10 protein-coding genes are annotated in these 11851 nt (G+C 70.2%); 9 read left to right on the forward strand and 1 reads right to left on the reverse strand.

All coding sequences use genetic code 11. The features are described 5' to 3' along the window. Positions 1 to 36 precede the first annotated feature (36 nt). The 7 genes from G6R20_RS00550 to G6R20_RS00580 all read left to right on the forward strand — a co-directional run bounded on the left by G6R20_RS00550 (position 37) and on the right by G6R20_RS00580 (position 8692). On the forward strand, positions 37 to 1248 hold the full coding sequence (locus G6R20_RS00550; protein ID WP_082923828.1) for a GAF domain-containing protein: 1212 nt from the start codon (positions 37 to 39) through the stop codon (positions 1246 to 1248). 227 nt (positions 1249 to 1475) lie between these two features. Then, positions 1476 to 2747, forward strand: a complete 1272-nt coding sequence (gene mdo, locus G6R20_RS00555) for an NDMA-dependent methanol dehydrogenase (protein ID WP_067714967.1) — start codon at positions 1476 to 1478, stop codon at positions 2745 to 2747. 121 nt (positions 2748 to 2868) lie between these two features. After that, on the forward strand, positions 2869 to 3942 hold the full coding sequence (locus G6R20_RS00560; protein ID WP_067714965.1) for a MoxR family ATPase: 1074 nt from the start codon (positions 2869 to 2871) through the stop codon (positions 3940 to 3942). Further along, entirely contained in the window at positions 3939 to 5471 is a 1533-nt protein-coding gene (locus G6R20_RS00565) for a VWA domain-containing protein (protein ID WP_163375284.1), read from the forward strand. Before G6R20_RS00560 ends, G6R20_RS00565 begins: the two co-directional genes overlap by 4 nt. 25 nt (positions 5472 to 5496) lie before the next feature. Further along, complete coding sequence (locus tag G6R20_RS00570) at positions 5497 to 6660, forward strand: iron-containing alcohol dehydrogenase (protein WP_069389263.1); 1164 nt, start codon at positions 5497 to 5499, stop codon at positions 6658 to 6660. After that, positions 6657 to 8024, forward strand: a complete 1368-nt coding sequence (locus G6R20_RS00575; RefSeq protein WP_067714959.1) for an ATP-binding protein — start codon at positions 6657 to 6659, stop codon at positions 8022 to 8024. Before G6R20_RS00570 ends, G6R20_RS00575 begins: the two co-directional genes overlap by 4 nt. After that, positions 8021 to 8692: a response regulator transcription factor gene (locus G6R20_RS00580; RefSeq protein WP_269502984.1), complete on the forward strand. Its 672-nt coding sequence runs from the start codon at positions 8021 to 8023 to the stop codon at positions 8690 to 8692. Before G6R20_RS00575 ends, G6R20_RS00580 begins: the two co-directional genes overlap by 4 nt. A gap of 60 nt (positions 8693 to 8752) precedes the next feature. Here the strand turns inward: G6R20_RS00580 and mftM are convergent, their stop codons facing one another. Next, positions 8753 to 9586, reverse strand: coding sequence for a mycofactocin oligosaccharide methyltransferase MftM (gene mftM, locus G6R20_RS00585; protein WP_082923826.1), 834 nt, complete (start codon positions 9584 to 9586; stop codon positions 8753 to 8755). 213 nt (positions 9587 to 9799) lie between these two features. Between mftM and G6R20_RS00590 the strand changes: the two genes are divergently transcribed. Both G6R20_RS00590 and G6R20_RS00595 read left to right on the forward strand, forming a co-directional pair. Further along, positions 9800 to 11323 (forward strand): aldehyde dehydrogenase family protein, encoded by a 1524-nt coding sequence (locus G6R20_RS00590; protein WP_067714957.1) that lies wholly within the window; start codon positions 9800 to 9802, stop codon positions 11321 to 11323. After that, positions 11323 to 11805, forward strand: a complete 483-nt coding sequence (locus G6R20_RS00595; protein ID WP_194307384.1) for a DUF779 domain-containing protein — start codon at positions 11323 to 11325, stop codon at positions 11803 to 11805. The genes G6R20_RS00590 and G6R20_RS00595 overlap by 1 nt, the downstream gene beginning before the upstream one ends. Positions 11806 to 11851: the final 46 nt, after the last annotated feature.

Genomic DNA, 11851 nt, shown 5'->3' on the forward strand with positions numbered 1-11851 from the left:
GATCCTCGTTACTGTGATATGGGTTACACTAGCGTCATGTTCGGGGGTACGGGACCCGCGGCGAGCCTGCTGGTGGCCGAGTCGTGGGAGCGCAGCAGGCACCGGGGGATCGACCCCACGGTGGTCGCGCCGTCGGTCGAACTGGAGGGTCCGGACCTCTCCCGCCACGTGGCGCAGCACCGGATGGCGTCGGTCCTCCCGGTGGTCGAGTCCGTCCTCGTCCCGGGGGTGGTCTCCAGCGGGCACATCGTCGCTGTCGCGGACGAGCGGGGACGACTGCTGCGGGTGATCGGTGACCGCGGGGTCAGGTCCCGCGCGGAGTCCATGGCGTTCATCCCCGGCGCGGTCTGGACGGACGAGGCGGTCGGGGCCAACGCGCCGGGGCTCGCGCTGAGGCACGACACCGAGGTGCGGGTCCGCGGATCCGAGCACTATCTTGAGATGGCCCACGAATGGAGTTGTGCGGCGGCGCCGGTCCACGACCCCGCCACGGGTGAACTGATCGGGCTCATCGACGTCACCGGCCCGAGCAGCGCCACCTCGGACCAGATGCTCGCGCTGATACGGGCGACGGTGATGCTCGCCGAGGGCGAGCTGCGCACGGCCGCCGGCCTCGTCGTCCCCCGGCGAGGCGGGGTCGACCACCCCCTCGGAGGGCGTGTGAGGCTGCGGGTGCTCGGTGCGGGGGCCGGCGTCCTCGACGGGGACGGCCCGGGAGGCGCGGGGCGTGCCCTGACCGGCAGGCATGCCGAGATCTGTGTCCTGCTCGACGCGAATCCGGAGGGGTTGACGGGAGGGGCGCTCGCGGAACTGCTCGCCGACGACAGGCTCGACGAGGTCAGCGTCCGCGCCGAGGTCTCCCGCCTCCGGCGGGTGTTCGGGCCGGATGTGGTGGCCTCGAGGCCCTACCGCCTGGCCCCGGGCGCTCTGGTCACCGACGTCCGAGAGGTCACGGACGCACTCGATTCCGGGGACGTGATGAAGGCGGTGGCCTCCTATCCGGGACCTATCCTGCCGGCCTCGGACGCTCCCGGGGTGGCCGACCTGCGGCTCGAGCTCCACTCGATGGTGCGGGCCGCGGTCCTGTCCGCTGATCGGCTCCCCGTCCTCAGGGCCTGGGTCGCCGGCGCCGGGCGGGAGGACCTCGCCGCGTGGCGGAGCCTGGCCCGGTCCCGGTACGCGGACGCCTCCACCGTCGCGGCGGCCGAGGCGCGGTGTCGCGTCCTCGATCAGCGCTTCGGGGCGTGAGGGGCGCGGGGATCGCGACGGCGACGGTGGCCTGAATGTCGGGGACGAATCGGCCCGGGCCCGTCCGTTCGGGTAGGTGCGGCGGTGCCATCCGGGTTGTCCGTGTGTGCCGGGTGGACAGAACACCGCAGTAGCTGTTCCGGACAGGGCGGCCGCCGGGCAAGAGTGATCGGTGTCACATTCACCGCCCCGCCGAAGGTGGGGGTCGCTCGAGCAGGAGGCGCACGATGGCGATCGAACTGAATCAGATCTGGGACATGCCGATCAAGGAGTTCCACCCTCTCCCCAAGGCTCTGCTGGGTGTCGGAGCACACGACATCCTCGGCGTGGAGGCCAAGAAGCTGGGGATGACCCGGGTTCTCATCATGACCACCGGACTACGCGGGTCGGGGATCATCGAGGAGCTCAAGGGCAAGATCGAGTATCAGGGGCTCGACGTCGTGGTCTTCGACAAGGTCGAGTCCAACCCGAAGGACTACAACGTCATGGACGCCGCGGCCCTCTACAACTCGGAGAAGTGCGACGGCATCATCTCGGTGGGCGGTGGCTCCAGCCACGACGCCGCCAAGGGCGCGCGCGTGGTGATCGCCCACGACGGCCGCGACATCAACGAGTTCCAGGGCTTCTCCAAGTCCACCAACTTCGAGAACCCGCCGCACATCGCGGTGTCCACCACTGCGGGGACCGGTGCGGAGACCTCGTGGGCCTACGTGATCACCGACACCTCGGACATGGACCACCCGCACAAGTGGGTCGCGTTCGACGACGCCAGCCTGGTCTCGCTGGCGATGGACGACCCGCTCCTCTACTACTCCTGCCCCCAGCACTTCACCGCCTACTGCGGCTTCGACGTCCTCGCGCACTGTTCGGAGCCGTACGTCTCGCGGCTCGACTTCGCCCCGTCGCTGGGCAATGCGTTGTACGCGACCAAACTCGTGGCGGACAACCTCACGACGGCCGTGTACGACCCCCGCAACCTCGAGGCGCGGACCGGGATGATGAACGCGCAGTACATCGCGACGCAGGCGTTCAACTCGGGCGGCCTGGGCATGATCCACTCGATGTCCCACGCGATCAGCGCCTACTACGACACGCACCACGGTCTGAACAACGCGATCGCCCTGCCCCGGGTGTGGGAGTACAACCTGCCGTCCCGCTACCAGCGCTACGCCGAACTCGCGCCGCAGATGGGCGTGGACACCCGCAACATGACGACCGTCCAGGCCGCCGACGCCGCGGTGGAGGCCGCCATCCGGTTGTCCAAGGACGTCGGTATCCCCGACAACTTCAGTCAGATCACGCCCGGGCTGTACGAGAAGAACCAGATGGACACGGGCAAGTACAAGGGCAAGGGCGACAGGATCGATACCTCGGCGGAGAACATCCGCAGGATCGCCGAACACATGATGGGGGACGCGTGCACCCCGGGTAACCCGCGTGAGTCCACGGTCGAGTCACTGATCCCGATGGTCGAACACGCGATGACCGGTTCGTACTGACCGTCTCGCGCCGGCAGGTCGCACTAACCCCACCAGGTCCTCCCCGGGGGCGGGCGAGCGGATCCGTCCCGCGCGCCCCCCGGGGGGACACCACCATCCAGAACACGGGAAGGGCCCGACCATGGACGTCATCGACGATCGCCCCGACGAGGTGGGTCCCGCGGACGCGGTGATCGACGTGGAGGTCCTGCAGGAGGCGCTCCGCGGGACGGGCTACATCATCGACCGGGAACTCGCGACGGTCGTGCACCTGGCGACGGTCCTCGACAGGCCGCTGCTGCTGGAGGGGCCGGCCGGTGTGGGCAAGACCGAGCTGGCCAAGTCGCTCGCCTCCGCGTTCGGTCGGCGGCTAGTCCGGCTGCAGTGCTACGAGGGACTCGACGACGCCCGGGCACTGTACGAGTGGGACTACGCCAAGCAGTTGCTCCACGTCCAGATGCTCCGGGATCGGATCACGGTGGAACTGCAGGTGCACGAGGATCTCGCCGCCGCCTCTGCCGCGCTGGCGGAGATGGAGGTGGGGATCCACGGTGAGGACTTCCTGGTCACTCGGCCGCTGCTCGAGGCGATCATGTCCGAGGACCCGGTGGTCCTGCTCATCGACGAGATCGACCGGACGGAGGAGTCGCTCGAGGCGATGCTGCTCGAGGTGCTCGCGGAGAAACAGGTGACGATCCCGGAGCTCGGCACCTACCGCGCACGCACCACCCCCTGGGTGATCCTCACCTCGAACGACACCCGGGAGCTGTCGAGTGCCCTCAAGCGCCGGTGCCTGCACTTCCACGTGGACTTCCCAGACGCCGCACGGGAGACGGAGATCGTCCGATCCCGCGCACCGGAGGTTCCGGAGACCGTGGCGGCCGATGTGGTGGAGAAGGCGCGGCGACTGCGCGAGATGCCGCTGCGCAAGCCTCCGTCGATCTCCGAGGTGGTGGACGCGGCCCGCGCCGCGTCGGTGTGGGGAGGAGACGGTCCGGAGCTCGGCTGGGTCCTGTCCGCCGCCCTTCTGAAGTACCGGTCCGACGACGATGTCGCCCGCGGCGTGCTCGGCGGTGGGGGCGCCCCCGGAGAGGAGCCGGCAGGGAACGGGCGGGACATGAGGGCGGCCGCCGATGCGACCGGGGCGTCGACCTCCGCCGCGTTCGGGGCCGGTCGGGCCCGCAGCGGGGCCGGGCGCGGGACCGGACGGCGATGACGACCGGGACGGCGTCCCGCCTCTCGCCCTCGGATGTCCTTGACATCGCCTCCGTGGCGTTCGGCCGACTCCTCAGGGAGCGCGAGGTGGCGGTCTCCCCGGCCGAGGTGGTGGAGCTGCGGACAGTCCTCGCGATGGTCGGGACGTCCCGGCCCGAGGCCCTGCGGGCGGCGCTCCGTGCGGTGACGGTCAAGTACCAGCGGGAGAACCGGGGATTCGACGCGGTGTTCGACCGCTTCTTCCTGGGCGTGCTGACCACCCGTACCGAGGACGCCGGAGGGGCCCACGGCGGCGCCCCGCAGGTGGGCGGACTGCCCGACGAACTGGAGCTGGACACGGACGAGTCCTCGCCCTCCACCCCGTCGGACCTGGACCCGGCCGAGATCGGGGATCTGGTCGAGGGAGACGAGACGAGCCGGCGGAACGAGGACATGCACTACGACGACTCAGACTTCTCGACCGCGACCGGGGAGGAGGAGTTCGCGGTCCAGGAGGGGGCGGAGCGGTGGCAGTCCTCGGTCACCTACGAGATCGAGGTGGACCGCGCGTCATCGGACCATGTCGGCGAGATGGGGTCCTCCGCGATCTCGGTGTCCGGTGAGGAGTCGTTGGAATGGGCGGACGCGCTCGACGTCCTGCGGACCCTCGACGGCTACGACGCCCGTCAGGTGTATGCGGCGCACGGTGACGACGGCGGGGATCTGAGAGGCGAGCAGGCGGGGATGTTCGTCGACGCGGTGCTCGCGTTCCTGAAGAGCCTCCCGGAGGACGCCACCGACGGACGTGTCGACGACGACGAGGTCCGGGGTGGCCGGGAGGTGACCGACAGCGCCGACCTCGAACGCGCGTCCCACGAGGTGATGCGCCGCATCCGTGGCGCCCCCCGCCGACGATCGCGACCGTTCGCCCGCGGACTGCTCGATTCTCGCTCCACGTTGGGTCGGGCGTGGGCGACGGACGGCGAGGCGTTCACCATCATGAACCGGACCCGCGTCCCCGGTCCGCTCAAGCTGCTGATCCTGGTCGACGTGTCGCTCTCGGTCCGGCCCGTCACCGGCTTCGTCCTGCGGCTGGCCCAGAGCCTGCACCAGAAGGTCAACCGGTGTTCGGTCGTCGCCTTTGTCGACCGACCCGTCGACGTGACGGACCACCTCCTGTCGTCGTCCGGCGAGAACGCGCTGGCGACCGTCCTGTCCGCACCCGGACTGGATCTCGAGGCGAGCAGCGACTACGGCCGGATGTTCGCCGAGCTGCTCGACCGCCACGGCGACCTGATCGACGCCCGGACCTCGGTCCTCATCGTGGGTGACGGGCGGAGCAACGGGCTCGATCCGCGGGAGGACCTGGTGGGCCGCATCAGCAGGCGGGCCCACCGGATGGCGTGGATCACCCCGGAGGCCCGGAGGTACTGGAACCGGCCCACGTGCGGACTGAGCGCGTATGCGCGATACCTGGACGGGGTGGTGACCGCGCGTGACCCCGCGGAACTGTCCGAACGGGCAGGTCTGCTGGGAAGCTCGCTCGCCTGAGATGCCCCGGGCCTATCGTGAGGTCATGTCGTCGGAAGGCCGGGTGGCGAAGTTCCACGCGCCGGAGATCCTCTTCGGCTTCGGAGCCCTGCCCGAGGCCGCGACCGCCGCCATGGGACTGGGCGCACGTCGCCCCCTCGTCGTCACCGATCCGTGGCTCGAACTCACCCCGTGGCCGGGCACGGTCGTCGAGGGGCTGAGGGCACAGGGTGCCGAGCCGGTCGTGTGGTCCGACGTCCGCCCCAACCCGCGCGCGTCCCAGATCCTCGAGGGCGCGCAGACCTATCACTCCTCGGGGTGCGACGTGATCGTGGCGGTGGGCGGCGGCTCGGTGATCGACGCCGCCAAGGGGGTCGCGCTCGTCGTCTCCAACGGCGGGCACGTCCTCGAGTACGAGGGGGTCGACCGTGTCCGGCTGCCGCTGCCCCCGGTGGTGGCCGTGCCGACGACGGCGGGCAGTGGGGCCGACGTCTCGCAGTTCTGCGTGGTCAACGACTCGGACCGCCGGACCAAGGTGACCATCGTGAGTCGGTCGCTGGTGCCGGACGTGACGGTCATCGACCCGAGTACCCATGCGACCGTCCCCGAGGACGTGGGGGCGGCGACCGCGATCGACGTGCTCTCGCACGGGGTGGAGGCGTACTTCTCGCGCGCGGCGGGCCCGCTGACGGACTCCCACGCCCTGCGGTCCGTGGAGCTGTGCGCGCGGTCGCTCGACAGGCTCGCGGCCGGCGAGAGGCTCAGTCACGTGCAGCTGGAGGACATGGCGCTGGCGTCGCTCGAGGCGGGGATGGCGTTCAGCAACGCCGTGCTGGGGGCGGTCCACGCGATGAGCCACCCGGTGGGCGGGCGGTACGACTCGTCCCACGGCCAGATCAACGGGGTCCTGCTGTCCCATGTCGTCCGACACAACGGGGTGGTGATGCCTCCGGACCGCATGGCCGGCCTGGCGCGCGCGGCCGGCGTCACCGTCGGTTCCCGGGGCGGCCAGGTGACGGACCGGGTCGCGGACCGCTTCCGGGACCTCTCCGCGTCGGTCGGGATCCCGTCGGGACTCTCGCTCCTGGGAGTCCGGGGCGAGGACATCCCCACGTTGGCCGCGCACGCGCTCGACGATCTCTGCATGGCCACGAATCCGCGTCCCGTCACCCTCGAGGACGTCGAACGGCTCTATCGGGAGGCGTCATGACCGAGGGGCCCACGGACCTGGACTCACTCCTCGGCCTGCGGTCGGTCAAGAGAAGTTTCTTCGACCAGTACCGTGCGGCCGAATCGCGGCTGCGACGGTCCATGCACGCACTCGATCGCGTCTCCGGGGCGCTGGTGCGGACCGCCGAGGGGCCCGAGGAGTTGATGCTGTCCGTCCTCAGGGTCGCGTACGACCAGCTCGACGCCCAGTGGGCGCTGGTGGCCCTCCGGGACGGTCAGCTCCCGTCCGTCGAACCACGGCACGTCCTCGTGGACCCCGAGGGGCGCTTCGTGGCGTTCGAGGGGCGGGATCTCGCGCCGGTGCCGGACGGTCTGCCCAAGGGTGTGGTCAACGTCCTGCTCGCGGTGCTCCGGGGCGGCCGCTCCGCCGAGGTGGCCGAGGCCGGCGGCCCCGACGCGGTGACCGTGCCGCTGATCCTGCACGGCGGGGTGATCGGCGGGCTGGCGTCGTGGCGCCACCCCGGGAGACCGGCCGATGACATCGACACCGTGGTCCTGCGGATCCTCGCCGCGCAGGCGGCCGTGGCCCTGCACAACTCCGTCCTGTTCCGGGACAAGGAGACGCTGCTCGCGCGGGCGGAGGAGGCGTACGAGGAGGCCCGGGGGCACGTGGTGGAGCTGTCCCGGCGGAACTCCGAACTCGAGATCGCCCACCGGGAGCTCGACGCCGCGCATCGCCAGCGGATCCTCGACGTGGAACGGTCGCGGATGGCCCGGGAACTCCACGACAGCGTGTCCCAGCTCGTCCTCGGCGCGGGGATGCATCTCCAACTCGGCCTCGACGCGGTGGGACGGGCCGAGCAGCAGCGGCCGCTGCTCGAGAAGGCGGTGCATCTGACCGACCAGGCCGTCGAACAGTTGCGGTCCGTGATCTACGCCCTCCGCACGATCGACGACGGTGACGGGAGCCTGAGTCGGCTGATCGAGGATCTCTGCCGTCTCCACGTCCCGTCGAGCATGTCCACCGAGGTCAGGCTCCTCGGCAGCGAGTTCCCCACGACCCACGAGATCGAGCACGAGTTGCTCCGGATCGCCGGTGAGGCGCTCGCGAACGCCGCGAGACACTCGCGGGGGAACGGAGTGGTGGTGACTGTGGACTTCAGTGACGAGGCCGTGGGTCTGACCGTGGAGGACGACGGCGAGGGCCGGCCGGAGGACCTGCGCCACCTGCTCGAAGCGGCCCGGACCGGGTCCCCCGACGAGCGCCACGGGCTGGTCAACATGAGGGAGAGGGCGGAACTGGTGGGGGGCGTGATGAGCATCGCGGAGTCCGAGCTGGGCGGGGTGGCGATCACGGTGGTGGCGCCCCGCGTCGACGGTGCGGACCGGCGGCCGGTCCGATGACCCCGTCGGCGGCCGGCCCCATGACCCCACCGGCGACGATCCGCACCGTCCTGGTGGACGATCACGCGGTCCTCCGAGAAGGGCTGCGGCTGATGCTGCAGCGGGAACCCGATATCGAGGTGGTCGGGGAGGCGTCGACCGCGGACTCGGCGCTGGAGGTCATCACCTCGACCCGCCCGGACGTCGCGGTGATCGACCTCAAACTAGGGAGCGGCTCCGAACTCGACGGACTGCGGGTCTGTGCAGCGGTCCGGGACCTGTTCCCCGACGTCGCCCCGCTGGTGCTCACCACCTTCCTCGACAAGGCGATAGTCGTGCGTGCGGTCCGGGCCGGAGCACGTGGGTACGTGGTCAAGAACGTGGATGTCACCGAGCTGGTGACCGCCGTCCGGTCGGTGTCGGCGGGGCAGAGCGCCTTCGACACCCGGACCGCGTCGATGGTGCTCGACGCTCTCAAGGGCGGGGGCTCGGCGTCCGAGGCCCTGTCGGCCCGGGAGATCGAGGTCCTGACGCTGCTGGCGGAGGGGATGTCGAACAAGGAGATCGGTCAGGCCCTGTTCATCTCGGCCACCACCGCCAAGTTCCACATCAGCAACATCCTGCGCAAACTCAAGGTCTCCCGGCGTGCCGAGGCGGTGTACGTGGCCAGTCGGCAGGGGTTGCTCTGACCGGCGACGGGCGGGGGTGGGAGGCGAGCGGGGCTGGAGTAGGGCGGGTGGCGAGAGGACTCACGTGTCCACCACGAGCCATCCCCCGTGGTGTTCGTCGACCCTCGTCCGGATACCGGCCGACCGGCCGTGTCCGACCGTCGCGATCCGGGCGGCCAGGCTCGTCAGTGTGGGGATGTCGAAGGTCCGGACATGCCCGTACTGTGCCACCGCCACCGCCTCGAAGGGGACGGCGATCACCAGACGGCGTCGCGCCAGACGGAGGGCTTCGCGGACCATGTCCCAGCCGGCGTCCTCGTCGAGGTGCTCGAGGACGTGGACGAGGTAGACGGTGTCCGCGGTGTCCGTCGCCAAGGGAGTCGTCCGCGCGTCGAGACAGACGGGGGTCGGCAGGGTGTCACCGGCCGGTGCGCAGGTCCGGAGCAGCTTGAGGACGGTGGGGTCCAGATCTGCCGCGATGGTCCCGGCCCCCTCCCGTGAGAGCCGCAGGGACAGGAACCCGAAGCAACACCCGATCTCCAGCGCCGAGTCGCCGACCAACTCCGCCACCGCCCGGTCGTGGACCGGGGAGAACGGGCAGTGGCCGTTTGTCAGTGCTGCGATCGAGGACCGGTAGTAGTCGGACCAGCACTCCTGCCAGCTCCCGTCCCGGGAGGTCACGAGCGCGGTCACGGCCCGGTGGAACTCGTCCACGGTGTGGAGGACCCCGGTGTCGAGCAGGTCTCGGGACATGGCCGGGATCACCGCCTCGCTCACCTCGTCGTGGCTGAGGTCGTGCCCGATCCGTACCCGATGGGCGTCGGCCACGACGGTGAACGCCCCGAAGCGTCGGCCCGGTCCGCCCCGGATCGCGGAAATCTCTCGGGTCGCCCCGGGTCTCGCGGTGGTCTCCATGGGGGCTGACGGTAGGGCGGTCGGGACGTCCGCGGCGAGGGGATGCGGTGGATTCCGGCAGGTCGAACGGGTGGGGCCTGTCCGGTCGGGCAGTGCCCGCACGGAGTCGGACGGAATCGTCCGTCGTGCAACGTTGCTGCAACCCCGCCGCGGATAGTGTCCTACATCACAGCGACGACCACGGGGGTCGCGCGGAGGAGAAGGAGGGGCACGATGCCCGTTTTCGCACAGCCCGGCGCCGATGGTTCGGTGATGTCCTACGAGAGCCGCTACGAGCACTACATCGGCGGCGAGTGGGTGGCACCCGTCAAGGGCGAGTACTTCGAGAACGTCACCCCGATCACCGGTCAGGTCTTCTGCGAGGTCGGCCGCGGCACCTCCGAGGACATCGAGGCGGCCCTGGACGCCGCGTGGGCCGCCGCCCCGGCCTGGAACGCCACCTCCGCCGCCGAGCGCTCGCTGGTCCTGCTCCGGATCGCCGACCGCATGGAGGAGAACCTCGAGGCCATCGCCCTGGCCGAATCGTGGGACAACGGCAAGCCGATCCGCGAGTGTCTGGCGGCCGACATCCCGCTGGCGATCGATCACTTCCGCTACTTCGCCGGGTGTATCCGCGCGCAGGAGGGCGGGATCTCACAGATCGACGAGGACACGGTGGCGTACCACTTCCACGAGCCGCTCGGCGTGGTCGGCCAGATCATCCCGTGGAACTTCCCGGTCCTCATGGCGGTGTGGAAGCTCGCCCCGGCACTGGCCGCGGGCAACTGCGTGGTGCTCAAGCCGGCCGAGCAGACCCCGGCGTCGATCCTGTTCCTGCTGTCGGTGATCGGTGACCTCATCCCGCCCGGCGTGCTCAACGTGGTCAACGGCTTCGGCGCCGAGGCGGGCAAGCCCCTGGCCTCCAACCCGAGGATCCGCAAGGTCGCCTTCACCGGCGAGACCACCACCGGGCGGCTGATCATGCAGTACGCCTCCGAGAACCTCATCCCGGTGACCCTCGAGCTGGGCGGCAAGAGCCCCAACATCTTCTTCGCCGACGTCATGGACGCCGACGACGACTTCCGGCAGGCCGCACTCGAGGGGTTCGCGATGTTCGGCCTCAACCAGGGCGAGGTGTGCACGTGCCCCTCGCGCGCGCTGGTGCAGAAGTCGGTCTTCGACGAGTTCACCGAACTCGCGATCGAGCGCACCAACAAAATCACCCAGGGCAACCCGCTCGACACCGACACCATGCTGGGCGCGCAGGCCTCGGGCGATCAGCTGGAGAAGATCCTGTCCTACATCGACATCGGCAAGCAGGAGGGCGCGGACGTGCTCACCGGCGGCGCCCGGGCGGAGCTCGACGGTGACCTGGCGGGTGGCTACTACGTGCAGCCGACCGTCTTCCGCGGTCACAACAAGATGCGGCTGTTCCAGGAGGAGATCTTCGGGCCGGTCCTGTCCCTGAGCTCGTTCACCGACTTCGACGACGCCATGACCATCGCCAACGACACCCTCTACGGACTCGGTGCCGGTGTGTGGTCGCGCAACGGCACCACCGCCTACCGGGCCGGCCGCACCATCCAGGCCGGCCGCGTGTGGACCAACACCTACCACCAGTACCCGGCGCACGCGGCGTTCGGCGGCTACAAGCAGTCCGGCATCGGCCGCGAGAACCACCGCATGATGCTCGACCACTACCAGCAGACCAAGTGCCTGCTCGTGAGCTACTCGGGCAAGCCGCAGGGCTTCTTCTGATGGACGACGTGTGCGGGTTGCCCTCGGGCGGGAGCGTGCGCATCGCCGCGCGGGCGCTCCCCCCGGAGGGCGCGCCCGCCGACCTACCGCCGCGCCTCGTGGCGACCGAGCCGGCCGTCGAGCTCATCCGCGAGCTCGTCGGCCGGCACGGCCCGGTGATGTTCCACCAGTCCGGCGGGTGCTGCGACGGCTCGGCGCCCATGTGCTATCCCGACGGTGAGTTCCGTGTGGGGCAGCGCGACGTGTTGGTGGGGGAGCTGGACCTGGCACCCGGGGTCCGCGTGTGGATCTCGGGTTCCCAGTTCGAGACGTGGAAACACACGCAGTTGGTGCTGGACGCGATCCCGGGACGGGGCTCGGGGTTCAGCCTCGAGAACCCCACCGGCAAGCGGTTCCTGTCCAGGGCCCGCACGTTCGACACCGCCGAGCTCGCCGCACTCGAGGAGTTCCCACCGAGGCTGGGCTCGGAGCTGGAGGAGTAACCCGATCCGGCGCGGATCAGCGCAGGTTCGGCGGTAGAGTCCGACC

It is taken from the genome of Dietzia sp. Alg238-R159 (assembly GCF_900537145.1).
Taxonomy (GTDB): domain Bacteria; phylum Actinomycetota; class Actinomycetes; order Mycobacteriales; family Mycobacteriaceae; genus Dietzia; species Dietzia kunjamensis.

What these genes read in the sequence shown, in the direction of transcription:
- G6R20_RS00550 (WP_082923828.1), top strand. Translation starts at nt 37, where the DNA reads ATGTTCGGGGGTACGGGACCCGCGGCGAGCCTGCTGGTGGCCGAGTCG.
- mdo (WP_067714967.1), top strand. Translation starts at nt 1,476, where the DNA reads ATGGCGATCGAACTGAATCAGATCTGGGACATGCCGATCAAGGAGTTC.
- G6R20_RS00560 (WP_067714965.1), top strand. Translation starts at nt 2,869, where the DNA reads ATGGACGTCATCGACGATCGCCCCGACGAGGTGGGTCCCGCGGACGCG.
- G6R20_RS00565 (WP_163375284.1), top strand. Translation starts at nt 3,939, where the DNA reads ATGACGACCGGGACGGCGTCCCGCCTCTCGCCCTCGGATGTCCTTGAC.
- G6R20_RS00570 (WP_069389263.1), top strand. Translation starts at nt 5,497, where the DNA reads ATGTCGTCGGAAGGCCGGGTGGCGAAGTTCCACGCGCCGGAGATCCTC.
- G6R20_RS00575 (WP_067714959.1), top strand. Translation starts at nt 6,657, where the DNA reads ATGACCGAGGGGCCCACGGACCTGGACTCACTCCTCGGCCTGCGGTCG.
- G6R20_RS00580 (WP_269502984.1), top strand. Translation starts at nt 8,021, where the DNA reads ATGACCCCGTCGGCGGCCGGCCCCATGACCCCACCGGCGACGATCCGC.
- mftM (WP_082923826.1), bottom strand. Translation starts at nt 9,586, where the DNA reads ATGGAGACCACCGCGAGACCCGGGGCGACCCGAGAGATTTCCGCGATC.
- G6R20_RS00590 (WP_067714957.1), top strand. Translation starts at nt 9,800, where the DNA reads ATGCCCGTTTTCGCACAGCCCGGCGCCGATGGTTCGGTGATGTCCTAC.
- G6R20_RS00595 (WP_194307384.1), top strand. Translation starts at nt 11,323, where the DNA reads ATGGACGACGTGTGCGGGTTGCCCTCGGGCGGGAGCGTGCGCATCGCC.